Raw genomic sequence first — 22,735 nt, forward strand, 5'->3', positions numbered from 1 at the left:
CTGGCAAGGCTGGGCAGGAAGTCACTGTCGTTCTCAAAATCGGTGGAGCTGCATGACAAAGTCATCGGGCATTATCTGAACATAAAACACTATCAATAAGTTGGAGTCATTACCAGCGGCTTCATGCCAATGCCACGCACTCCACCGCCCAACCTCAATCAACTCACCTAATCAAAACACCGGCACCCCCAACCCCACCTTCACCTCCCTCAACGTCTCCTGCGTCACCCCCTGCGCCCGTTCGGTCCCGCGCTTCAGCATCGCCATCAGTTCCCCCTTATCCTGCATATACATCGCCCTCCGCTCCCGCATCGGCGCAATCAGCTCCTGCAAACACGCCTCCAGCTCGTTCTTACAAACCCGGTCGCCCAGCCCACCCGCCTGATAGTGCGCCTTCATCGCCGCCACTTTGTCCTTGTCCGGGTGAAACGCGTCGAGATACGTAAACACCACGTTCCCCTCAATCTGCCCCGGGTCGCTCACCTTCAGGTGGTTCGGGTCGGTGTACATGGCGCTCACCGCACGGTGAATGGTCTCTTCGCTGGCCGAAAGGTGCAGCGTGTTGCCCAGCGATTTCGACATCTTGGCGCTGCCGTCGATGCCGGGCAGGCGGCTGGTGTCGCTCAGCATCGCCTTGCAGTGGCGCAGCAACGGGGCGGGCAGCAGGCTGTTCATCTTGTGCACAATCTCGTTGGTCTGCTCAATCATCGGCAGCTGGTCGTCGCCGACGGGCACGCACTCGGCCTTAAACGCGGTGATGTCCGCCGCCTGGCTGATGGGGTAGGCCATAAACCCGACCGGCAGCGAGCGGGCGAAACCCTTCTGCGCAATCTCGTTTTTCACCGTCGGGTTACGCTCCACGCGGGCGACGGTGACGATGTTCATATACAGCATCGTCAGCTCGGCGAGGGCGGGCAGGGCGGACTGCAGGCAGATCGTGGTCAGGTTCGGGTCGATGCCGGCGGCGAGGTAGTCGGCCAGCACTTCGGGAATGTTGTCGCGGATCTTCTGCGGGTTGCTGCCGTTGTCGGTCAGCCCCTGCAGGTCGGCAATCAGCACAAACTGGTTGTGCGTCTGCTGCAGCGCCACGCGCTGGCGCAGCGATCCGACGAAGTGGCCGAGGTGCAGCGGGCCGGTTGGGCGGTCGCCGGTGAGGATGGTTTGCGTGTTCATAAAGACTCCTTAATGGGCAGTTGCCGAAAGGGGTCTTAGAAATGTGAAAGCCGCCTTTCGGCGGCTATCTGAAAATGGGGAAAACTACTCCGTGCCGCCTTTAAGAAGGCAGCCACCAGCGGTTTACGGTGAGCACGGCGTGATTTATTTTCATGCTTTTACCGTACCACGTCCGGCGCGAAAAACAAAAGGGCACGTCATGCTGCAATCACTTAACCACCTGACCCTCGCGGTCAGCGACCTGCAAAAAAGCGTCACCTTCTGGCACGAGCTGCTGGGGCTGACCCTGCACGCCCGCTGGAATACCGGGGCCTATCTCACCTGCGGCGATCTGTGGGTCTGCCTGTCGTACGACGAGGCGCGCCAGTACGTGCCGCCGCAGGAGAGCGACTACACCCATTACGCGTTTACCGTGGCGGAAGCGGATTTTGAACCGTTCTCGCACAGGCTGGAGCAGGCGGGCGTCACCGTCTGGAAGCAGAACAAAAGCGAGGGGGCGTCGTTCTATTTTCTCGACCCGGACGGCCACAAGCTGGAGCTGCACGTGGGCAGCCTCGCCGCGCGGCTGGCGGCGTGTCGCGAGAAGCCCTACGCGGGTATGGTGTTTACCTCAGACGAGGCTTGAGGCGCGTACCTTCAGCCTGCCCGCCAGCGTCACGTGCGTGGCGGCATCTTCCTGATTACACAGATACTCCACCGCCAGCCGTCCCAGCTCGCTGTAGGGCAGCTGGATACTGGTCAGCGGCGGGGTGAGCTGCTCAGAGATCTTCTGGTCGTCGTAGCCCGCCAGCAGCATATCCTGCGGGATGCGCACGCCGTTCACCGCCAGCGCCTGATAGCAGCCAATCGCCAGCCAGTCGCTGGCGCAGAAGATGGCGTCCGGGCGCTCGGTCAGCTCCAGCAGAGAAGTCGTGGCGGTAAAGGACTCGCTGAACTGCCAGTTGGTCTGGCGCACCAGATTATCGTCGCACGCGAGTCCAGCCTGTTGCAGCGCGGCCTGGTAGCCCGCCAGACGCTGGCGGGATGCCTCCATCCAGCTCTCGCCGGTAATGTGGGCGATGCGTGTGGCCCCGCAGGCGATGAGGTGTTTCGTCACCTGGAAGGCGTTGGCGTAGTCGTCCGGGATAAACGACGGCAGCAGCGGCGAGCCGGGGTCGCGCTGGTTGAGCAGCACCAGCGGGATGCGGGTGCAGTCCTGAAACGCCGTCATGTCCACCAGCGTGGTGACCGGTGAGGCGAGGACAATCCCGATGCAGTTGCGCTTCTCCAGCTGGCGGATGATGTTCAGCGCCAGCTCGATGTCGTCGCCGTAGTCGTAGACGGTGAGCAACGTCTCATTGCGCCACGCGGCCTCCCGCGCCTGGCTGATGGCGTCGATAAACGGGTCGAAGCTCTGCATGGAGCTCACCAGCAGGGCGATCTCTTCCTGGTTGCGCGGAGCGTGAACGGCGGGGAGGCGGTCGTAGCCGAGCTCGGTGGCCACGTTAATCACCCGCTGGCGGGTGTCGTCGCTGAGCTTGATGTTGCGGGACTGGTTGAGCACCAGCGATACCGTCGCCTGCGACACGCCCGCCGCCCGCGCAATATCGTTCATCGTCACTTTCGTTTTTCGCTTCATCCGTCCTCTCCCTTTCGCGAATTCGCATCATACCCTAACCGCACGCTTTAGCGCCGTCGATCACGTTTCTCATTCATCGAAGCGTGAACTTTGTGAGGGGCATCGCTTTTCTCAACGCCGTGATTTGCGCATTTATCCCGCAGCTAATATTTATTAGCTAAATATTATCAGTAAGAGGACGCGTAATGAAAGAGCAGTGGAGCAGGGAGCAGGCACAGGCGTGGTATCAACAAAAAGGCTGGCTGTGCGGGTTTAACTACCTGCCGTCGACGGCGGTGAACTGGACCGATATCTGGCAGGCAGAGACCTTCGATGCCGCCACCATCGAGCGCGAGCTGGGCTGGGCGGCGGAGGCGGGCTACAACACCCTGCGCATCAACCTGCCGTTTATCGTCTGGGAGCACGACCGCGACGGGCTGATGGCGCGCATCGACCGCTTTTTGACGATTGCTGACGGCCACGGGTTCAGCACCATGCTGACCCTGATGGACGACTGCGGTTTCTCCGGCGACGAGCCGTACCTCGGCCCGCAAAAGCCGCCGGTGCCGGGCAAGCACAACAGCCAGGCGGCGGCGAGCCCGGGGCGCGACAAGGTGTGCGATCCCGACTGCTGGGCAGACATTGAGCGCTACATCCGCGACGTTGTGCGCCAGTTCCGCGACGACAGGCGCGTGCTGTTGTGGGATCTCTACAACGAGCCGGGCAACCGCGGTATTTTCGCGACGGGCACGCAGGAGGTGCAGTACGACGCGAAGCTGGAGACCTGCGCGCACGAGTTGATGAAGCTGGCGTTCCAGTGGGTGCGTGAAGAAGACCCAACCCAGCCGCTCACCGTCTGCGCGTGGCGTCTGCCGCAGGAAGAGGAGGGCGAGACGTTCTTCCAGCACCCGCTGGACCAGACCGCGCTGGCGCTCTCGGACGTGGTGAGCTTCCACGCCTACACCCACACCGGGCGGATGACGGCGATTATCCAGCAGCTGCAACAGCTCGGTCGGCCGCTGTTCTGCACCGAATGGCTGGCGCGTCACGTGGGCAGCACCATCGAAGAGCAGCTTCCACTGATGTACGCGGCGAAGGTCGCGCCGTACCAGTGGGGGCTGGTGCGCGGCAAAACCCAGACGTGGCTGCCGTGGCCGGTGGTGATGAAGGAGTCCACGGACTACTGCCGCCTGTGGTTCCACGACGTATTTGAGGAGAACGGCATTCCGTTCTCGCGCCGTGAAATCGCATTAATGCAGCAGCTGCGCAAGATCGCCCCGAAAGTTCAGGGTTAATAATATCGACCCGGCGGCCGACCGCCGGGCAACCAGGCAGGCATATATCAATGGCAATGACAATGAAAATACCGTCTCGCGAGCTGTGGTCTTATTTTGGCTATGGTTTAGGTCAGTGTTTTAGCTTTGGTTTAGTGGGTTCGTTTATTAACTATTTTTACACCGACGTGCTGGGGATCTCGGCGCTGGCGGCCAGTACCATCTTCCTGATTGCCCGCGCGTGGGACGCGGTTCACGATCCGCTGTTTGCCAGCATTATGGACACCATTAACAGCCGGTTCGGCAAGTTTCGCCACTTTTTGCTGATCGCGCCGCTGCTGATCACCGGCGTCACGCTGCTGTCGTTCTATAAAATCGAAGCGGACATGACCACCAAAATCCTCTACGCCGGGGTGACCTACATCCTGTGGGGGACGCTGTACGCCATCTCCGATATCCCGTTCTGGTCGATGTCGTCGGTGATGACCAACGACTCCGGGCAGCGCACCCGCGCGGTGACGGCGGCGATGCTCGGGGTGAACGCGGGCATTGCCTGCGCCAACATCTTCTTCCCGAAGCTGGCGGCGTTCTTCGCCCAGTACAGCAACGATAAAGGCTACTTTATGGCGGCGCTGGTGATGATGCTGGTGGGCCTGCCGCTGATGCTCAACGGCTTTATGCAGATCAAAGAGCGCGTGCCGCCGAGTCCGGAAAAGGTGACCATCCGCGACACCTTCCACAACCTGCGCCAGAACAAGCCGCTGTTTATCGTCCTGCTGTCGTTCTTTTTCTGTGTGTTCCACAACGTGGCGGGCGGGCTGTACATCTACTTCTTTATCAACAATCTGGGCGACGGCAGCCTGCAGATGGCGATTGGCGTGATGGGGATAGTCGCGGCGGTGCTGTGCCTGGTCGCGCCGATGCTGACGCGCCGGATGCAGAAGCGGAAGCTGTTTATGATCCTCTGCGGGCTGGACGTGGCAGTGCGCGTGGTGATGTGGTTTGTCGGCTATCAGCAGGTGACGATGCTGTTTATTCTCCTCGGCCTGAGCACGCTGTTCGTGATGATGACCAACATCCTCACCTCGTCGATGATTGCCGACACCATCGAGTACGCGGAGTACCACACCCACAAGCGCTGCGCGGCGATCACCTTCTCCGGGCAGACCTTTACCGGCAAGATGTCGGTGGCAGTGGGCGGCGGGTTAATCGGCGTGTTTCTGACGATGATCGGCTACGTGCCGCAGGCGCAAATTCAGAGTGAGAGCGTGCTGTCGGGGCTGTTCTTCGGGATTTGTCTGCTGCCGGCAATAGGGTCGCTGATCCGCATGGGCTTTATGTCGCGCTTTACCTTTACCGAGGAGAAGCATGCGGAGATTTGTCGGCTGCTGGCGGAGCGGAACGCGTCTGCGAAAGCGCCGGGTGGCGGCTGCGCCTTACCCGGCCTACAGGACCAGCCCTTGTAGGCCTGATAAGCGAAGCGCCATCAGGCTTCGCATTTAAAGAGTTAAAGCGACTTCACAAACGCCAGCAGATCTTCGTTGAGCTGGTCCTGGTGGGTCAGCGCGAAGCCGTGCGGCGCGTTGTCGTACACCTTCAGCGTGGCGTTTTTGATCATCTCTGCCGCCAGCTTGCCGGTGCTTTCAAACGGCACGATCTGGTCGTTACTGCCGTGAATAACCAGCGTCGGCACGTCGATTTTCGCCATATCCGGGCGGAAGTCGGTTTCGCCGAACGCGGTCACGCAGTCGATGGTGCCCTTCAGGGACGCCAGCAGGGCGATGTTCAGCGTCTGGGTCAGGGCACCGGCGGAAACGGTCTGCCCGGCGTTGATGCCGTAGAACGGGGTGGCGAAGTCGCTGATGAACTGGGCGCGATCTTTGCGCAGCCCGTCGCGAATGCCGTCGAACACGCTCTGATCCACGCCCTGCGGGAAGGAGTCGGATTTGCCGAAGATTGGCGTCACCGCGCCCAGCAGCGCCAGACCGGCGACGCGCGCGCTGCCGTAGTTGTTGATGTAGCGGGTCACGTCGCCGCCGCCCATGGAGAAGCCCACCAGCGTCACGTCCTGCAGATCCAGAGTGGTAATCAGGTCGTTGATGTCGGATGCAAAGGTGTCGTAATCGTAGCCGTTCCACGGCTGATCCGAGCGGCCAAAGCCGCGACGGTCAAAGGCGATGGTGCGGAAGCCGCGCTCCGCCAGGTAGTTCAGCTGGCTGTCCCACATGTCGCCGTCCAGCGGCCAGCCGTGGCTGAAGAGAACCGGTTTGCCCGCGCCGCAGTCTTTGTAGTAAATCTGCGTGCCGTCTTTTGCCTTAAACGTTGCCATAGTGTGTTCCTGTACAGGTGATGGTTAGGGTTATACCGGCGCGACCAGATAGCGAATGGCCGGTGATGTTGTGCCCTGATGAAAAGCCAGAACGCGGCTCTGCAGCAGGAGGTCATTCATGGTGTGGCGCTCCTGCTGGCGCAGATGCTCAATCCAGGAGCCCATCAGGAAGGTCTCGATAAACAGGCCGGGGCGCTCAATATCTTCGTATACCGCCCAGCTCATCGCCCCGGCGCGGCGTCGCACCCGGCGCAGCTCGTGTACTGCCTCCAGGAAGGCCTTCGCGTTGTGTGGGTCGATGATGTACTCGTGTGAGACCAGCACCGGGCCACGCTCGTTCGGCAGGTCGATCTCCACGCCGTCCAGCGGCTGACCGCTCAGGTCGAGGTTTAATTCCGGGTCTTTCTCCAGCTTCCAGCGGAATACGGTGGCGCTTGCCAGCACCATCCCCAGCGTGGCGACAACCAGCGCGGTCGGGGTGCCGAACCGGGAGGCAATCTGCCCCCAGATGGCGCTGCCCGTGGTCATCGAGCCGAAGAACACCGTCAGGTAGACCGCCAGCGCGCGGGCCTTCACCCAGCGGGCTGCGCTGCGCTGGGCGCCGAGGTTCAGCGTCGAGAGCACCGCAATCCACGCGAAGCCGGTGAAGAACTCAAACAGGTTGAGCAGCCAGACGTGGCGCACAAACGCCAGCGCCAGCATGGTGAGGGAAAAGACCAGGCTCGCGGCCACCATCAGGCGGTCAGCGTTCAGCCGCTGGCGCAGGCGCGGCAGCAGGATGGCCCCGGCAATGGCGCCCAGTCCAATGCACGCCAGCATCACGCCGTAGCCCGCTGGGCCCAGGCCCAGCTCGCGGCGCGCCACCAGCGGCAGCAGTGCCCAGCCCGCGCTGCCGAAAACGAAGAAGGCCACGGTACGCACCAGCACGTTGCGCAGCACCGGGGCGGCGTGCACGTAGCGGATGCCGGTGCGCACCGCAGAGAAGAAGTGCTCCGGCGGCAGACGCTGAATGGACGGGGCCGGACGCCAGCGCCACAGTACCCACGCCACGCCCACCACGGACAGCGCATTCAGGGCAAACACCATCCACGGCCCGGCGAGCGACAGCAGGAAACCGCCCAGCGCGGGGCCAATCGCCCGGCTGATGTTCACCCCGAGCGAGTTCAGCGCCACGGCGGCGCCCAGCTCCGGCTTGCTCACCAGATCGGGCACCACGGCCTGGAACGGCGGCGAGCTCATCGCCGCCCCCACGCTCAGCAGAAACGTCGCCACCAGCAGCACGGTGGGGGTGACGTGTCCGGTGAAGGAGAGCACCGTCAGCCCGGCGGCGGCGATGAACACCCACAGCTGGGAGAAGAGCAGGTATTTACGCCGGTCAACGATGTCCGCCATCACCCCGGACGGCAGGGCGAAGAGGAACATCGGCAGGCTGCTGGCCGCCTGCACCAGCGCGATATCCAGCGGGTCGGCGCTCAGGGTCAGCATGCTCCAGTTGATGCCGACGTCGCTCATCCATGAGCCGACGTTAGAGACCACCGTGGCGATCCACAGCATGCGGAACACCGGCTGGCTCAGCGGCTGCCAGGGTGAAACCGTCGGTGCGGGCGTCGTCTCGACGTGTGCGTCGCGAACGTCGTTAACCTGGGTCATGCGAACCTCTCCGTTGCCTTACGCTGCAGCCGCCACTGGCCCGGCCCGGTGAGGGCGAGAGTGGTGAAGATAATCAGCAGCAGCCAGCCAAACTGCCCTTCGGCAATCGACCAGTTCGGGTGGACCGCCAGCATCGCCACCAGCAGCACGGCGATAATCGGCAGGCACGCCAGGCGGGTGTAGACGCCCGCAATGATCAACAGCGGGCAGATCACCTCGGCGACAATCGCCGGGATCAGGCTCGCGTAAGGCCCGAAGCCGAACGGATCTTCAATGCGCGTCAGCTCTTCGCTAAAGTGCAGCACCTTCGGCAGGCCGTGCACGTAGAGCAGCAGCAGGCTGCCGGTCAGGCGCAGGAAGAACAGCCCCAGGTCGATCCGGGGCGGCATAGTGGTGTTTTTCATCAGAATGCAAAGCAGCTGCAGCCCAGCGCCCCCCAGAAAGCGTTATCGTCGGACACCGGCATCGCTGACGTGCGGGCGAAATCGTGCTGGTGGCTGTGAACTCCGCACGGGCCGCTGCAGTGGTGGATAGGGCTCATGCCGACGCGTGCGGCCTGCGGCGGCGCGCTGCGGTAGTGGCCCGGCACCTTCACCACCGGAGACCACTCGGGCAGAACCGGGATGGCCGGCGGCGCGAGCGGGCCAAAGCTGCCCGCGGCGTAGACGATGTCGCCGTTGACCACCGTGAGAACGGACTCGATGCCCTTGATCTCCTCTTCCGGCACGCGGAAGTAGTCTTTGCTCAGCACCGCCAGGTCGGCGAGCTGGCCGACTTTAATCTGCCCCTTCTGGTTCTGCTCGCTGGAGAACCACGCGCTGCCCTGGGTCCAGAGCATCAGGGCGGTATCGCGGTCCAGACGGGCGCTGTGATCGTACATCTGCATCCCGCCGACGGTGCGGCCGGAGACCAGCCAGTAGAGCGCGGTCCACGGGTTGTAGCTCGCCACGCGGGTGGCGTCCGTTCCCAGGCCCACCGGCACGCCGGTCTCGAGCATTTTCGCCACCGGCGGCGTATGGCGGGTGGCTTCGATGCCGTAACGCTCGGCAAAGTACTCGCCCTGGAAGGCCATGCGGTGCTGCACGGCAATGCCGCCGCCGAGCGCTTTGATGCGGTCGATGTTGGCCTGTGACACGGTTTCCGCGTGGTCGAAGAACCAGTGCAGGCCGTTGAACGGAATGTCGCGGTTCACCTTCTCGAAGACGTCCAGCATGCGGCTGATGGATTCGTTATAGGTGGCGTGCAGGCGGAACGGCCAGCGGTGCTCCACCAGATGGCGTACCACGCGCTCCAGCTCGTCCTCCATGCCCGGCGCGAGATCCGGGCGCGGTTCGAGGAAATCTTCAAAATCGGCGGCGGAGAAGACCAGCATCTCGCCCGCGCCGTTGTGGCGGAAGAAGTCGCTGCCCTGGCCCGGCGTGAGCATGTCGGTCCATTTTTCAAAGTCTTCCAGCTCGTGGCCCGGGCGCTGGGTAAAGAGGTTGTAGGCGATGCGGATGGTCATCTGCTTTTTCTCGTGCAGCTCCGCAATCACCTCGTAATCTTCCGGGTAGTTCTGGAAGCCGCCGCCCGCGTCGATGGCGCTGGTCAGCCCCAGGCGGTTGAGCTCGCGCATGAACTGGCGCGTGGAGTTGACTTGCTGCTCCAGCGGCAGCTTCGGCCCTTTGGCCAGCGTGGCGTAGAGGATCATGGCGTTCGGACGGGCAATCAGCATCCCGGTCGGGTTGCCGTTGGCGTCGCGCTGGATCTCCCCGCCCGGCGGGTTTGGCGTGTCTTTGGTGTAGCCGACCACCTTCAGCGCGGCGCGGTTGAGCAGGGCGCGGTCGTACAGGTGCAGGATGAAGACCGGGGTGTCCGGCGCGGCGTCGTTAATTTCGTCAAGGGTCGGCATGCGGCGCTCGGCAAACTGGAACTCGGTCCAGCCGCCCACCACGCGCACCCACTGCGGCGACGGGGTGCGCAGCGCCTGCTCTTTCAGCATCCGCAGGCCGGGGATGGCGGTGTGGCCTTTCAGATCGACCACTTTGGTGCCGTCGCCGTGGTGCTGCATCACCTCGGCGACGGTACCCACTTCCAGAAATTTTCCGTCGCGCACGGCAACGGCTTCCGCGACGGGGTTTTCGCGATCGACGGTGTGAAACTGGCCGTTAACCAGAATGAGATCGGCTTTACCGAGGGTAACCATAACTGCTCCTGACTGAGAGGGGAATGGTCAGGATTATGGGAACCGGTTTCGGCAAAGATCCAGTTATACAATAGGATAGGTATACCAAAGTATAACTATACCTAAGGTTAACTATACGAAGAGATAATTACGCGCGGAGGCGGAAAACCGCAGGATAAAGGTGATTTTATCGTCGCGGCGCTCGCGGCGATTTCTACCCTTAACCACTGGAAAATGCTATGACCTCTTCAAAGCTCGAAGTGTTAACCCCTGCGAACTGTCAGATCATCTTTATCGATCACCAGCCACAGATGGCGTTTGGCGTGCAGTCGATTGACCGTCAGGTGCTGAAAAACAACACCGTGGCGCTGGCGAAAGCGGCTAAGGTGTTCAACATCCCGACCATCATCACCACCGTTGAGACCGAAAGCTTCTCCGGCAATACCTATCCTGAGCTGCTGGACGTGTTCCCGGGCCAGGACATTCTGGAGCGTACCTCCATGAACTCCTGGGACGACCAGAAGGTGCGCGACGCGCTGAAGGCCAACGGCAAGAAGAAGGTGGTGGTGGCCGGTCTGTGGACCGAAGTGTGCAACAACAGCTTTGCCCTGTGCGCCATGCTGGAAGGCGACTACGAAATTTATATGGTGGCGGACGCGTCCGGTGGTACCTCCAAAGAAGCCCACGACTACGCGATGCAGCGCATGATCCAGGCGGGCGTGATCCCGGTGACCTGGCAGCAGGTGATGCTGGAGTGGCAGCGCGACTGGGCGCGTAAAGAGACCTACACCGCGGTGATGGATATCGTGCGCGAGCACTCCGGCGCGTACGGCATGGGCGTGGATTACGCCTACACCATGGTGCACAAAGCGCCGTCTCGCCAGAAGAGCGAGCACCGCACCTTAGCGCCGGTTCCGGCTCGCTAAGTCCCGTCGGCGGGCTGGTCCCTCATCCGGCTCGCCGCTGCCTCTTTCTCTGGAGTTCACAATGAGTACTGGGCTGATATCCCTTGCGGCAGGCGTGTTGATTGGCCTGATGTATGCCGTGCTGAAGGTGCGCTCCCCCGCGCCGCCCGCGCTGGCGCTGATTGGCCTGCTGGGGATGCTGGCGGGTGAACAGGCGACGCGCCATCTCTTATCCCGCGACGGCGCGCCGCCGCCTCAGGCGATCGTTCCGCAGGCCAGTTCGCAGACGGGAGGGTCGTCATGAAAGCGTGGATAATTTCGCTGGTGTGCGGCGTGGGTGCTGGGGTAATTTACGCTCTGCTCGACGTCCATTCCCCGGCGCCGCCGGTTGTCGCCCTGCTTGGCCTGTTTGGCATGCTGGTGGGTGAACAGCTCATCCCGGTGGGACGGCGTTTACTGAGTCGCGAACCGCTCACCCTCGCCTGGTTTCGTCACGAATGCGTACCGAAAATCAGCGGCACGGCGCCCCCTGCGCCCGCGAAGGATACCCGCGACGTTAAATGACTGGTTAGAGGAATAACAGCATGACGCTGCCGTGGCGCATTGCCATCATTGATGACGAACGTTCCGTCCGCAGCGGGTTGAGTAATCTCCTGGAGTCGGAAGGCTATTCGACCGATACGTTTGATTCGGCAGAGGTATTTCTGAGCCATCCGCTCGCCCTGTCCGGCGCGGCGCTGGTGATCACCGATATCAAGCTGCGGGGCATGAGCGGCCTTGAGCTGTTTGACAAGCTGCGGCTGCTGGCCGTACCGCCGCCGCCCGTGCTCTTTATCTCCGGTCATGCTGATGAAAATATGCAGCGGTACGCTCTCGGTCTGGGCGCCGCTGCTTTTTTGCGTAAGCCCATTAACATCGATATTCTGCTGGATCATATCCAGCGGGAGCTGGCCCGCCGACAATAAGGAACGCGGATGAACGAAAACGAGCAGCCTGCATTCTGGCCCGCCCAGGGAAATCTTCACCAGGGGCGGGTTTTTGTCCTTAAAGAGGATGTGATTTTTACCGTGCTGGCGCAGGAGGGCGGAATTGCCTGGATGCATGCGCGACATCCTCATTCCGGCGGCTCGTTCATTATCGCCACCGCGGTCAGCGACGAAGAGGAAGAGCGGGCCACCCGGCTGCTGAAAAACGAGTTTGCGCTGCGTGACGCGCTGCAGGACAGCTGGGCCATTCGCGCCGTCGCCTCCACCCAGTACCGGGGACGCTTCGCGCTGGTGTACGCCCCGTTTTCCTTTGAGCTGCTGGCGCGGCGCGCGGGCAGGGCGATCTCGGGGATCGCGCGCTTTATCGAGCTGGCGATCCAGATCTGCGCCCCCCTGCGCCAGATGCATCTGCAAAACCTGATCCACGGCGATATCAAGCCCGGCAGCATTTTTGTTCAGCACGATGCCACCTGCCGTCTGGGCAGCTTTGGCCTCTCCTGCACGCTCTCCGATGCTTTCTCCCAGACCCGGCTTGCGGTTTCAGGCGGTACGCCTGCGTGGATGTCGCCGGAACACACCTCCCGCACCCAGCGTCCCGTGGATAACCGCAGCGATCTCTACAGCCTCGGCATGGTGCTGTATGAACTCCTGACCGGCCGCCTGCCGTTTGAGCTGGGAGAGGACGACCAGACCAACTGGGCGCATTACCACATCGCCTCGGCGCCGCTGGCCCCGGACGCGATACGCCCGGACGTGCCGGGGATGCTGTCGACCATCATCCTGAAGCTGCTGGAAAAGCACCCCGATAACCGCTACCAGACGGTCGACGGGCTGATTGCCGACCTCCGCCGCTGCCAGGCGACGCTGACCTGCGAGGGCGAAATCGTCGCCTTTACCCCCGGCCAGCAGGACCGCACCCCGGCGATCCATCTGGCGGACTCCCTGTTCGCGACCCATCCGCAGGCGAACGACGTCATTGCCGCGTTTGAGCGGGTGGGGCAGAACCGCGTGCCGGAGCTGGTGACCATCGGCGGGCCGTCGGGGATCGGCAAATCCTCGATCATTGCGACGGCGCTTAAAACGCTGCAGCAGCGCACGGTGCTGCTGGCGGTGGGCAAAGTCGATCAGTTTTCACCGTCGCTGCCCTACGGCGTATTAAGCTCCGCGTTCCGCACCCTGACGCTCCACCTGCTGGGGCTGCCGGCAGACGAGGTGGCGAAGTGGAAAATCCGCCTCTCGCGCGCCCTTGAAGGCTATGAAGAACTGGCCGTCAGCCTGGTGCCCGAGCTGGGCCTGCTGCTTGAGAGCAAGCCGCGCTTCTCGGCGGATACGTTTTCAATTGATGCCCGGGCGCGCTTCAGCCATATGGTGCTGGCGCTGGTGAAAACCTTTGCCTCGCAGGGCTGCCCGCTGGTGCTGGTGCTGGACGATCTTCAGTGGAGCGACGCCGCCAGCCTGCAAACGCTCAACGCGCTGCTGGTGAACTGCGGCGCCATCCCGCTGCTGGTGGTTGTCGCTCACCGCGATATCGACTCGTTGTCCGACCCCACGCTGCAACAGCAGCTGGCGAGCCTGCCGGAGGCGGCACAGCACGCGAGCGAGATTGTCCCGCAGGCCCTCTCGGTTAAAGCCGTGGCGCGCTGGCTGGCAACGGTGTTTCGCACCCGCAGCGCGGCGACGACCGACCTTGCCACCCTGATCCACGAGAAGACGGGCGGCAACCCGCTTTTTGTGCATGAATTTTTCCGCCGCATCGTCGACGACGGGCTGGTGGTGCATAACAAATACCAGGACAAGTGGCATTACGATCTGCAGGCGATCCGCGCCCGGCATTACACCGAAAACGTGGTCACCCTGGTGCTGGAGCAGCTCGAAGAACTGCCCGACGAGACGCGCCGCCTGCTGGGCAGCATCGCCTGTCTCGGCGGCACGGGCGAGATGGAGATGATGTGCCGCGTGGTCGGCATGTCGATGGCGGAAATGCGCTATGCGCTGCACCCGGCGGTGATGGCGCAGCTCATCGTGCTGACGGAGAAAGCGTACTCCTTCACCCACGACCGGGTGCAGGAGGCCGCCTTTGCGCTGCTGGATCGGCATGAGAAAAGCCATCTTCACCTGACCACCGCCAGCCTGCTGGCCGACGCCGCGCGCCAGGCGGCGGGGAATGAGCTGCTGTTCCGCGCTGTACATCACGTCACGGCCGCACTGGACAGCATCCAGCCCGCCCCGCAGCGCCAGCGGTTCCGCGAGCTGAGCCTGCTGGCCGCGCGACGCGCGAAGCGTTCGGGAGATTATCTTTCGGCGCTGAGCTATATCCAGACCGCCAGAGCGCTGGGCAACGCCGGGACGGTGTCGGACTTTATGCTCGATATCGAAGAGGCGGGCTGCGAGTTTGCGCTGGGGCACCTGGAGCGGACCCGCGAGCTGTGTGACGCCATCCTCGGCTGCCCCGGCGGGCTGACCGAAAAAGCGCTGGCGGCCAACCTGCTGGTGGAAGTCTACATTCGCCAGTCGGACAGCCGTCTGGCGCTGGAGGCGGCGCTCTGCTGGCTGGGGGTGTTTGGCATCCAGATTGGCCGCTATCCGGAAGATGCCGACTGCGACGAGGCCTGGGAACGCTTTTGCAACCGCGCAAATGACGCGCCGCAACATCTCTTTGCCCCGCTCTCGCGGATGGAGAACCCGGAAACGGAAGCGGTGATGAACCTGCTCTACAGCGCCAGCATTTGCGCCAGCTTCATCTGCCCGCGCCTGCACTTTTTACTGCTCTGCCGCATGATGCACCTGACCCTCGATCACGGCATCACCGGCGCCTCCACCACGGCGATGGCCTGGTTTGGCGTGCTGATGGGTCACCGCTACGCCGAGTATCGCCTCGGGTTTCAGTACGGCACGCTGGCCCGCGAGCTGGTGACCCGCCACGGCTACGATGCCTTTGAAGCCAAGACCCTGCTGCCGCTCGACCAGCTCAGCGTCTGGACCCAGCCTTTGTCGTTCACCATCGAGTGCGCGAAAGCCTGCTTCAGCGCGGCGGTCACCCACGGGGATATGACGATGGCCTGCTTTGCGGCCTGCCACCAGGTGATTAACTTCCTCTCGCGGGGCGATCACCTGGACGGGGTGCTGACCAGCATCGATCGCGGCCTGGCGTTCGTGCGTAAAACCCACTTCCAGGACGTGGAAAGCATTTTGATGGTGCAGCGCGGCTACGTTGAGTTCCTGCGCACGCCGGTCATCGGCACCTGGACCGCGTCGCAGGTCTTGCCCGAGGCGCTGCTTCCCGCGTCGCCGGAGCAGGCCCCGGAGCAGACCTCCACCATGCTGTTCTGGTACTGGCTCTATCGCGGCATGGCGCACTTTACCTGCGGCGAGTACGCCGACGCGCAGGCGGATCTGGAGATGGCGGGGTGGTACGCGTGGTCCGCGCCGGGGCACATCCATCTGCTGGATTACCATCTCTACAGCGCGCTGGCGCTTTCGCGTCAGCTGACGCCGGAGACCTTCTCGGCGAACCACCGCCGCAGCATTCACGCCCACTACGACAAAATCGCCCTCTGGGCGCGCATTAATCCCGGCACCTTCGCGGATAAAGAGGCGCTGATCTACGCCGAAATCGTGCGTCTGGACGGAATGAACAGCATCGCGCTTGAGCAGTACGAGAAGGCGGTCCGGCTCTCCCGCGAGGGCGGGTTTAATCCGATTAACGCTCTGGCCCACGAGCTGGCAGGGCGCTTTGCGCTGGCCTGCGGCTATCCAACCGCCTCGGACGCACACTTCCGCGGCGCCATTGCCGCCTGGGGCCGGGCGGGCGCGCAGGCCAAAGTGCGCCAGCTGGAGCAGGATTTCCCGCACCTGCTGGCCTCCGGGCAGGCGAGCGCCTATGACACGGTAGCGTTCGCCCAGAACGAGACCATCCGCGATCTGCAGAGCGTCATCAAAGCCTCCCGCGCGCTGTCGGAAGAGATCAACCTTGAGCGCTTAATCGAAAACCTGATGACGATCCTCCTCGAACGCGCCGGGGCGCAGCGCGGCCTGCTGCTTCGCGTGAGCGATAGCCTGATTCCGGAGATCGAGGCCAGCGCCTGGACCAGCACCGACGGCGTGCGGGTGCGGATCCTGAAAGACGTGCCGACGGCGACCGACCTGCCGCTGTCGGTGCTCGCGGCGGTGATCCGCACCGGGCAGGAGATCCGCACCGGCAGGCCGGAGGAGTTTCACCCCTTCAGCCAGGATCCTTATCTGGTGACCTCGGGGGCGGCGGTGATGTGCGTCCCGATGTTCAAACAGGCGCGGCTGGTGGGCGTGCTGTACCTGGAAAACCGCCTGATGCCGGAAGTGTTTACCGCCGAGCACTCGCGCGTGGTCAGCCTGCTGGGCGCGCAGGCGGCGGTCTCCCTGGAGACGGCGCGGCTGTATGCCGAGCTGCTGGCGGAGAACATCCAGCGCCGCCGGGTGGAGAAAGAGCTGCGCGCCAGCCAGACCTCGCTGATGCTGGGCGAGCAGATCAGCCACACCGGCAGCTGGCGCTGGGAGCTGGAGCAGGATCTGATGTTTGTCTCGGACGAGTACGCCCGCATTCTCGGCCTGCCCAAGCAGCAAAAGACGATCTCCATGGCGGAGTTTTTGACCTTCGTCCATGAGGACGATTACGCCCGCATCAACGCCATTGTTACCCAAAGCGTGCGCGACGGGCTCTCGATGCGCGCGGAGTTTCGCGTTAAGCGTCCCGACGGCTCAACGCGCTATATCCTCGGCATTGGCGATCCGGTGGGCGTGGGCAGCGAGGTGAACGAGTATTACGGCATCATCACCGATATCACCAGCCAGCGCGCCGCGGAGGATGCCATGCGGGTGGCGCAGGCGGATCTGGCGCGGGTGTCCCGGGCCACCACCGTCGGACAGCTGACCTCCTCCATCGCCCATGAGATCAACCAGCCGCTGATGTCGATCGTCTCGAACGCCGGAGCGAGCCTGCGCTGGCTCAGCCGCGAGCCGGCCCGGCTGGATAAAGTGCGGGAAGGGCTGGAGGAGATCGCCGCCGAAGGCGCGCGGGCGGGGGAGATCATTCGCAGCATTCAGTCCCTGACGCGCAAGCAGGATCCCACCTTCTCGCGCATCGACATGCACTCCCTGATCCACCATATCATCACGCTTTCGCGCAGCGAGCTGGAGCAGCGACACATAAGCGTTGATTATCTGTTGAACGCCAGCGACAGCTTTATCACCGGCGATAGCGTGCAGATCCAGCAGGTGCTGTTGAATCTGGTGATGAACGCGGTTGAGGCGATGGCCGAGGTGAAGGAGCGTGCCAGCACCATCACCCTCAGCACCAGCAACGCGGACGGGAAGGTGATCGTTGAGATCGCCGACACCGGCAGCGGCATTGAGCCCGAGCGGCTGGAGCAGATTTTTGACTCGTTCTATTCCACCAAGCCGCAGGGAATGGGGATGGGGCTGACCATCAGCGCCAGCATCATTGAGCGCCACTGCGGGAAGCTGAGCGCGCGCCGCCGGGAGCCGCACGGCACGGTATTTGCCTTCGCACTGCCGCTGGCCGCGCAGGAAGCGTAAACGTTACTCCGCGGGCTGGCTTTTGGTCAGGCGCTCAACGGCCCTGACCAGCTCTGCCACGGAGCGCACCTGCATTTTCTCCATTACGCGGCGGCGATGCACTTTCACCGTGATCTCACTGACGCCCAGCTCGGCGGCAATTTGTTTGTTCAGCATGCCGCTTATCGCCAGCGTCAGCACCTCGTGCTCGCGCGGCGTGAGGGACATGTGGCGCTGCTTCAGGGCGTAGTGCTCTTTATTGCGCTCGGCGTTGTTTTCCGCCAGCTGCAGTGCGGATTCGATGGCGTCTATCAGCGCGTTAGATTCGACGGGCTTGGTGAGGAATTCGTACGCGCCACCTTTGATGGCGCGCACCGACATCGGGATGGTGCCGTGGCCGGTGAGGAAAATAATCGGGATTTCGCGCCCGCTTTCCTTGAGGGCGTCTGCTACCTCAAAACCCGAAATGGCGGGCATTTGCATATCGAGGATCACGCACGACGGCAGATCCTCAAAGCGGTATTGCAGAAACGCTTCTGCCGATGAAAAGCCGATGGCGTTCAGGCCTGCCGATTCCAGCAGCCCGATCACGGACTGTCTGACGGCGTCATCGTCATCTACCACATACACAATGTGTTCCATTCACCGCCCCGGTGCTGATTGACATGTCGAGGATGCAAACAGTCACTACGGCGACGTAAGAGACTGTTTATGCTGCCTTTCATCTTAACACATTAACTATCATTATCATTTAACAATATGATAACCGTATGAAGTATAGCGAGCCGGGGCGGGGGCGGTGAAGGAACGAAACGCTGTTTTTATGCACCGACAAGCTCAATGCGGTTGCCGTCCGGGTCCGCGATCACCGCCTCATAAAAGCCGTCTCCGGTCAGGCGCGGAGCGCTGAGCAGCGTGCCGTTGGCCAGGGCTCGCTCGGCCATGCTGTCCACTTTTGCCTTGCTGCCGACGTTGATGGCGATATGCGCCCAGCCGATAAACTCCGGGTGCAGCGGGGCGTCGGGCAGCTCCGGCAGCGTCATGAGCTCGATGGTCGGACCGTCATCCAGCGTAATAAAGTGTGATTCAAACCCCGGACGATTTTTACTGACGTAGCGTTCGTTACTGCGGCCATTAAAAACCGTTTCCCAGAACTGAACCTGGGCGTTCAGGCTGCGGGTCCAGAGTGCAACATGGGCAATATGCATAAGTTCCCTCGTGATGTGTCGGTGAGGACTTTCACCGGTAAAACAGGCTACACTCTGGTTTTGAGCGCGACAAGCTGAGGAAAAGACAATGCACTACACACTGAAAGAAAGCGACAAGGATAAAGCGGAAGGGTCAAACGGCGCGGGCGCTCTGCAGCAAAAACTGCTGGAGTCCCGTTCGATTGTGATCTCCGGTGAGATCAACCAGGAGCTAGCGCAGAAAGTGATCACCCAGATGATCCTGCTGCAAAGCGTCAGCAACGATCCGATCAAGCTGTACATCAACAGCCAGGGCGGCCATGTGGAAGCGGGCGACACCATTCACGACTTCATCAAATTCATTCGCCCGGAAGTGCACGTCATCGGCACCGGCTGGGTGGCGAGCGCCGGGATCACCATCTTCCTGGCCGCCAAAAAAGAGCACCGCTACTCGCTGCCAAATACCCGCTTTATGATCCACCAGCCGCTGGGCGGCGTGCGCGGCCAGGCGACGGATATTGAGATCGAAGCGCGCGAGATCATCCGCATGCTGGATCGCGTGAACAAGCTGATCGCTGACGCCACCGGCCAGCCGCTGGAAAAAGTGAAAAAAGACACCGACCGCAACTTCTGGATGTCCCCGGCGGAAGCGCTGGACTACGGCATCGTGGGTAAACTGATTACCCATTATGACGAGCTGAAGCTGGACTAAGTTTTTACCGCCGTGTACGTGTCGGGTGGCGGCTACGCCTTACCCGACCTACACGTCCTCGTTTGACCCATGACAAGTTCCCCCTCTGCCTTCTTGCCTATAATCGCGCCTGTTTCCCCTCTCACTGGTGCTACCCATGGCGTATCAACTGAACCTGAACTGGCCGGAATTTCTTGAGAAATACTGGCAAAAACAACCCGTTGTGCTGAAAAATGCCTTCCCGAATTTTGTCGATCCGATTACCCCGGACGAGCTGGCAGGGCTGGCGATGGAGCCGGAGGTCGATAGCCGTCTGGTGAGTCATTTCAACGGTAAATGGCAGGCCAGCAATGGCCCGTTTGAGCACTTCGACGATCTGGGCGAAACCGGCTGGTCGCTGCTGGCGCAGGCGGTGAACCACTGGCATATGCCCGCCGCGGAGCTGGTGCGTCCGTTCCGCGTCCTTCCGGACTGGCGTCTGGACGATCTGATGATCTCCTTCTCCGTGCCGGGCGGCGGCGTGGGTCCGCATATCGATCAGTACGACGTGTTTATCATTCAGGGGATGGGCAGCCGCCGCTGGCGCGTGGGCGACAAGCTGCCGATGCGTCAGTTCTGCCCGCATCCGGCGCTGCTGCATGTGGATCCGTTCGAGCCGATTATTGACGAAGATCTGGCCCCGGGCGATATCCTCTACATCCCGCCTGGATTCCCGCACGACGGCTTTACCCATGAAACGGCGCTCAACTACTCCGTCGGCTTCCGCGGGCCGAACGGCCGCGATCTGATCAGCAGCTTCGCCGACTACGCGCTGGAAAACGATCTGGGCGGCGAGCACTACAGCGATCCGGATCTGACCTGCCGCGAACACCCGGGCCGCGTGGAGCAGTACGAGCTCGATCGCATTCGTCAGATGATGATCGATATGATCGGCAAGCCCGATGATTTCACAAAATGGTTCGGCAGCTTTGTCTCCACGCCGCGCCACGAGCTGGATATCGCCGCCGCCGAGCCGCCGTACGCGCCGGAAGAGGTGCTGGACGCGCTGCAGGGCGGCGAAACGCTGTCTCGCCTGAGCGGCCTGCGCGTGCTGAACGTTAACGGCAGCTTCTTCATCAACAGCGAACAGCTGGAGACGGTAGACGCGAAGGCGGCGGATGCGCTGTGCCGCTACACCGAACTCGGCCAGGCCGAGCTGGGCGATGCGCTGAAAAACCCGGCGTTTGTCGAGGAGCTCACCGGGCTGATTAATCAGGGGTACTGGTACTTCGACGAGTAGTGCAGCCTGTTGCCCGGTGGCGCTGCGCTTACCGGGCCTACAACGGCAAGAACGTAGGCCGGGTAAGGCGAAGCCGCCACCCGGCAAAAACTACTCCTCCATCGCAATCACAATCGCTTCACCCATCTTCTTCAACGCCTCGCGATGTTTCTCCGTTGGCGGCAGCGCCACGTTGATCCGCAGGCAGTTGCGGTACTTCCCGGAGGCGGAAAACAGCGACCCGGCCGCGGCCTGGATTTTCAGCCGGCACAGCTGCTTGCTGACGCACACCATATCGACCGTCTCCGGCAGCTCAACCCACAGCAGGAAGCTGCCCTGCGGGCGTGTGACGCAAATCTCTGCCGGAAAATACTGCCGCACCCAGCAGGTGTAGGTTTCCATATTCTGCTGATAAATCTGGCGCATACGCCGCACGTGGCGATGGTAATGGCCGTCGCGGATAAACGCCGCCACCGCCATCTGCGTGCCCGGCACGTTAAACCCGCCCGCGGCGTATTTCATGTGCATCACCCGGTCGTAGTAGCGTCCCGGCACAATCCAGCCGACGCGCAGGCCCGGCGCCACGGTTTTGGTAAACGAGCTGCAGAGGATCACGCGGCCGTCGATATCCATGGAATGAATGGTGCGCGGGCGCGGGTACTCCGCCGCCAGCTCGCCGTAAATATCATCCTCGACAATCACGATATCGTGCCGCTGGGCGAGGGCCAGCACCTGCTTTTTCCGCGCCTCCGGCATGATAAACCCGAGCGGGTTATTGCAGTTGGGCACCAGGATCACCGCCTTGATCGGCCACTGCTCCATTGCCAGCTCTAGCGCTTCGATGCTGATCCCGGTTTCAGAGTCGGTGGGAATTTCAATCGCCTTGATGTCAAACCCGCGCAGCATCTGCATCGTGCCGTGAAACGACGGTGATTCCACCGCCACGATATCCCCCGGTTTGCACACCGACAGCAGGGCGATCGACAGCGCGCCGTGGCAGCCGTTGGTGATCACAATGTCGCTTGCCGAGACGGTGGAGCCGCCGTCCAGCATCAGACGGGCGATCTGCTCGCGCAGCTCCAGGCGCCCGTCGAGCACGTCATAGCTCAGCATCTCGCCGGGGTTATGCTGCGCGATGCGGCTCATCTCGCGCCACAGGGGCTTCAGGCTCGGCTGGTTAATGTCCGGCGAACCGCCGCCAAAGGAGATCATCTCTTTGTCGGCGCGGGCGTCCAGCAGCATCATCACCTCATCCCACTGGGTAACGTCCACCGGGCGCTGCACCGGGCGCGTCATCGCCGGGACGGGCGGCTGGGCCTTGCGCGGCGAGACAAAATAGCCGGAGCGCGGCTGAGGCGTGATCAGCTGGAGGTTCTCGAGGATCTGATAGGCCTGCTGTATGGTGCTGATGCTCACGCCGTGCTCCTGGCTCAGCGCGCGCACCGACGGCAGACGTTCGCCGCTGCGATACAGCCCTTGCTCAATGCGTTCAGCCAGAAGATTGGCCAGATGTTGGTAGCGCGTCATGCTGTATCCTCTGTTTTCACCATACAGATTATAAAACCAGTACAGATTGCTGCGAAAATTGCCATGCAGATACTGTTTTAGCGGATCTGTATGTTAAACAAAAGTTGTTTTTGCATCTGTATTGCACGGGTGGATTTCCGGGATGATAACCCCACTGACACAGTGAGGAGAGCATCATGGAATTCTACGAGAATCGTTCAAAACGTCCGTTTATTGTGTTTGTCTGGATCGCAAAAACGCTGCGTAACTGGTATCGCATCAACCGCACCCGCCGCATCCTGAGCCAGATGAGCGACGAGCAGCTCAAGGATGTTGGGTTGTCGCGGTATGATGTGTGAGCCGTATCATCGCCCGGTGGCGCTACTGTATGACCGGATACATAGGTGACAGATCAGACCGGGAACATAGGTAACACTTTTAGTCTATCCGCACCACACTCTGGGT

General features: G+C 62.0%; 20 protein-coding genes and 1 pseudogene. 12 read left to right on the forward strand and 9 right to left on the reverse strand.

The genetic code is table 11. The features are described from left to right. The coding region (locus ACOTXF_RS22455; RefSeq protein ID WP_000641146.1) for an IS1 family transposase at positions 1-99 on the forward strand (99 nt) is incomplete at its 5' end. A 72-nt stretch (positions 100-171) separates the two neighbouring features. Here ACOTXF_RS22455 and trpS read toward each other — a convergent pair. Then, a complete protein-coding gene (gene trpS, locus ACOTXF_RS22460; RefSeq protein WP_048962990.1) occupies positions 172-1,173 on the reverse strand; it encodes a tryptophan--tRNA ligase in 1,002 nt (333 codons plus the stop codon). A 199-nt stretch (positions 1,174-1,372) separates the two neighbouring features. Here trpS and fosA point away from each other — a divergent pair, with 199 nt between their 5' ends. Continuing rightward, a complete protein-coding gene (fosA, locus tag ACOTXF_RS22465) occupies positions 1,373-1,798 on the forward strand; it encodes a FosA/FosA2 family fosfomycin resistance glutathione transferase (protein WP_047173263.1) in 426 nt (141 codons plus the stop codon). Here fosA and ACOTXF_RS22470 read toward each other — a convergent pair. Continuing rightward, on the reverse strand, positions 1,784-2,791 hold the full coding sequence (locus tag ACOTXF_RS22470) for a LacI family DNA-binding transcriptional regulator (RefSeq protein WP_048962989.1): 1,008 nt from the start codon (positions 2,789-2,791) through the stop codon (positions 1,784-1,786). The two genes, fosA and ACOTXF_RS22470, sit on opposite strands and share 15 nt — an antisense overlap. A 185-nt stretch (positions 2,792-2,976) precedes the next feature. Here ACOTXF_RS22470 and ACOTXF_RS22475 point away from each other — a divergent pair, with 185 nt between their 5' ends. Both ACOTXF_RS22475 and ACOTXF_RS22480 read left to right on the forward strand, forming a co-directional pair. Continuing rightward, on the forward strand, positions 2,977-4,065 hold the full coding sequence (locus ACOTXF_RS22475) for a cellulase family glycosylhydrolase (RefSeq protein WP_048962988.1): 1,089 nt from the start codon (positions 2,977-2,979) through the stop codon (positions 4,063-4,065). A gap of 50 nt (positions 4,066-4,115) precedes the next feature. Next, a complete protein-coding gene (locus ACOTXF_RS22480) occupies positions 4,116-5,510 on the forward strand; it encodes an MFS transporter (protein ID WP_048962987.1) in 1,395 nt (464 codons plus the stop codon). Between the two features lie 41 nt (positions 5,511-5,551). On the opposite strand, the gene ACOTXF_RS22485 is transcribed toward ACOTXF_RS22480, so the two are convergent. From ACOTXF_RS22485 to ACOTXF_RS22500, 4 genes are read right to left on the reverse strand one after another with little or no spacing between them, the layout of a single operon-like run. Further along, a complete protein-coding gene (locus tag ACOTXF_RS22485; protein ID WP_045335555.1) occupies positions 5,552-6,373 on the reverse strand; it encodes an alpha/beta fold hydrolase in 822 nt (273 codons plus the stop codon). 30 nt (positions 6,374-6,403) lie between these two features. Next, positions 6,404-8,023, reverse strand: a complete 1,620-nt coding sequence (locus tag ACOTXF_RS22490; RefSeq protein WP_048962986.1) for an MFS transporter — start codon at positions 8,021-8,023, stop codon at positions 6,404-6,406. Then, positions 8,020-8,427, reverse strand: a complete 408-nt coding sequence (locus ACOTXF_RS22495) for a DoxX family protein (protein ID WP_032649971.1) — start codon at positions 8,425-8,427, stop codon at positions 8,020-8,022. Before ACOTXF_RS22495 ends, ACOTXF_RS22490 begins: the two co-directional genes overlap by 4 nt. Continuing rightward, positions 8,427-10,208 carry an amidohydrolase gene (locus ACOTXF_RS22500; protein WP_048962985.1) on the reverse strand — a complete coding sequence of 594 codons (1,782 nt, stop codon included), beginning with the start codon at positions 10,206-10,208 and terminating at the stop codon, positions 8,427-8,429. The genes ACOTXF_RS22495 and ACOTXF_RS22500 overlap by 1 nt, the downstream gene beginning before the upstream one ends. Before the next feature lie 218 nt (positions 10,209-10,426). On the opposite strand from ACOTXF_RS22500, the gene ACOTXF_RS22505 reads away from it, so the two are divergent. The 5 genes from ACOTXF_RS22505 (at position 10,427) to ACOTXF_RS22525 (ending at position 17,649) form a co-directional block, all read left to right on the forward strand. Beyond that, complete coding sequence (locus ACOTXF_RS22505) at positions 10,427-11,113, forward strand: hydrolase (protein ID WP_008501349.1); 687 nt, start codon at positions 10,427-10,429, stop codon at positions 11,111-11,113. A gap of 61 nt (positions 11,114-11,174) precedes the next feature. Beyond that, on the forward strand, positions 11,175-11,396 hold the full coding sequence (locus ACOTXF_RS22510; protein WP_048962984.1) for a DUF1427 family protein: 222 nt from the start codon (positions 11,175-11,177) through the stop codon (positions 11,394-11,396). Beyond that, entirely contained in the window at positions 11,393-11,656 is a 264-nt protein-coding gene (locus tag ACOTXF_RS22515) for a XapX domain-containing protein (RefSeq protein WP_008501347.1), read from the forward strand. Before ACOTXF_RS22510 ends, ACOTXF_RS22515 begins: the two co-directional genes overlap by 4 nt. Positions 11,657-11,676: 20 nt before the next feature. Further along, positions 11,677-12,057, forward strand: coding sequence for a response regulator transcription factor (locus ACOTXF_RS22520; protein ID WP_008501346.1), 381 nt, complete (start codon positions 11,677-11,679; stop codon positions 12,055-12,057). A gap of 9 nt (positions 12,058-12,066) precedes the next feature. After that, a complete protein-coding gene (locus ACOTXF_RS22525; RefSeq protein ID WP_048962983.1) occupies positions 12,067-17,649 on the forward strand; it encodes a trifunctional serine/threonine-protein kinase/ATP-binding protein/sensor histidine kinase in 5,583 nt (1,860 codons plus the stop codon). A 3-nt stretch (positions 17,650-17,652) separates the two neighbouring features. Here the strand turns inward: ACOTXF_RS22525 and ACOTXF_RS22530 are convergent, their stop codons facing one another. After that, a complete protein-coding gene (locus ACOTXF_RS22530) occupies positions 17,653-18,270 on the reverse strand; it encodes a response regulator transcription factor (RefSeq protein WP_008501344.1) in 618 nt (205 codons plus the stop codon). 179 nt (positions 18,271-18,449) lie between these two features. Then, a complete protein-coding gene (locus ACOTXF_RS22535) occupies positions 18,450-18,836 on the reverse strand; it encodes a VOC family protein (protein ID WP_232927286.1) in 387 nt (128 codons plus the stop codon). An 82-nt stretch (positions 18,837-18,918) separates the two neighbouring features. Between ACOTXF_RS22535 and ACOTXF_RS22540 the strand changes: the two are divergent. Together ACOTXF_RS22540 and ACOTXF_RS22545 are read left to right on the forward strand one after the other, a co-directional pair. Beyond that, positions 18,919-19,527: pseudogene (locus ACOTXF_RS22540) on the forward strand (ATP-dependent Clp protease proteolytic subunit); the annotation flags it as partial. A 136-nt stretch (positions 19,528-19,663) separates the two neighbouring features. After that, positions 19,664-20,785, forward strand: coding sequence for a cupin domain-containing protein (locus ACOTXF_RS22545; protein WP_008501341.1), 1,122 nt, complete (start codon positions 19,664-19,666; stop codon positions 20,783-20,785). 90 nt (positions 20,786-20,875) lie between these two features. Here the strand turns inward: ACOTXF_RS22545 and ACOTXF_RS22550 are convergent, their stop codons facing one another. After that, the gene (locus ACOTXF_RS22550) at positions 20,876-22,291 is read right to left on the reverse strand and encodes a PLP-dependent aminotransferase family protein (RefSeq protein WP_023293369.1); all 1,416 of its coding nucleotides are present in this window, start codon (positions 22,289-22,291) and stop codon (positions 20,876-20,878) included. A 176-nt stretch (positions 22,292-22,467) separates the two neighbouring features. Here ACOTXF_RS22550 and ACOTXF_RS22555 point away from each other — a divergent pair, with 176 nt between their 5' ends. Continuing rightward, entirely contained in the window at positions 22,468-22,629 is a 162-nt protein-coding gene (locus tag ACOTXF_RS22555) for a DUF1127 domain-containing protein (protein ID WP_022650337.1), read from the forward strand. Positions 22,630-22,735: the final 106 nt, after the last annotated feature.

Origin of the sequence: Enterobacter cloacae complex sp. IR53041 (assembly GCF_049238285.1) — a bacterium.
Lineage (GTDB): Bacteria > Pseudomonadota > Gammaproteobacteria > Enterobacterales > Enterobacteriaceae > Enterobacter > Enterobacter roggenkampii.

Coding starts and splice junctions, on each gene's coding strand:
- trpS (WP_048962990.1), bottom strand. CDS start 1,173: ATGAACACGCAAACCATCCTCACCGGCGACCGCCCAACCGGCCCGCTG.
- fosA (WP_047173263.1), top strand. CDS start 1,373: ATGCTGCAATCACTTAACCACCTGACCCTCGCGGTCAGCGACCTGCAA.
- ACOTXF_RS22470 (WP_048962989.1), bottom strand. CDS start 2,791: ATGAAGCGAAAAACGAAAGTGACGATGAACGATATTGCGCGGGCGGCG.
- ACOTXF_RS22475 (WP_048962988.1), top strand. CDS start 2,977: ATGAAAGAGCAGTGGAGCAGGGAGCAGGCACAGGCGTGGTATCAACAA.
- ACOTXF_RS22480 (WP_048962987.1), top strand. CDS start 4,116: ATGGCAATGACAATGAAAATACCGTCTCGCGAGCTGTGGTCTTATTTT.
- ACOTXF_RS22485 (WP_045335555.1), bottom strand. CDS start 6,373: ATGGCAACGTTTAAGGCAAAAGACGGCACGCAGATTTACTACAAAGAC.
- ACOTXF_RS22490 (WP_048962986.1), bottom strand. CDS start 8,023: ATGACCCAGGTTAACGACGTTCGCGACGCACACGTCGAGACGACGCCC.
- ACOTXF_RS22495 (WP_032649971.1), bottom strand. CDS start 8,427: ATGAAAAACACCACTATGCCGCCCCGGATCGACCTGGGGCTGTTCTTC.
- ACOTXF_RS22500 (WP_048962985.1), bottom strand. CDS start 10,208: ATGGTTACCCTCGGTAAAGCCGATCTCATTCTGGTTAACGGCCAGTTT.
- ACOTXF_RS22505 (WP_008501349.1), top strand. CDS start 10,427: ATGACCTCTTCAAAGCTCGAAGTGTTAACCCCTGCGAACTGTCAGATC.
- ACOTXF_RS22510 (WP_048962984.1), top strand. CDS start 11,175: ATGAGTACTGGGCTGATATCCCTTGCGGCAGGCGTGTTGATTGGCCTG.
- ACOTXF_RS22515 (WP_008501347.1), top strand. CDS start 11,393: ATGAAAGCGTGGATAATTTCGCTGGTGTGCGGCGTGGGTGCTGGGGTA.
- ACOTXF_RS22520 (WP_008501346.1), top strand. CDS start 11,677: ATGACGCTGCCGTGGCGCATTGCCATCATTGATGACGAACGTTCCGTC.
- ACOTXF_RS22525 (WP_048962983.1), top strand. CDS start 12,067: ATGAACGAAAACGAGCAGCCTGCATTCTGGCCCGCCCAGGGAAATCTT.
- ACOTXF_RS22530 (WP_008501344.1), bottom strand. CDS start 18,270: ATGGAACACATTGTGTATGTGGTAGATGACGATGACGCCGTCAGACAG.
- ACOTXF_RS22535 (WP_232927286.1), bottom strand. CDS start 18,836: ATGCATATTGCCCATGTTGCACTCTGGACCCGCAGCCTGAACGCCCAG.
- ACOTXF_RS22545 (WP_008501341.1), top strand. CDS start 19,664: ATGGCGTATCAACTGAACCTGAACTGGCCGGAATTTCTTGAGAAATAC.
- ACOTXF_RS22550 (WP_023293369.1), bottom strand. CDS start 22,291: ATGACGCGCTACCAACATCTGGCCAATCTTCTGGCTGAACGCATTGAG.
- ACOTXF_RS22555 (WP_022650337.1), top strand. CDS start 22,468: ATGGAATTCTACGAGAATCGTTCAAAACGTCCGTTTATTGTGTTTGTC.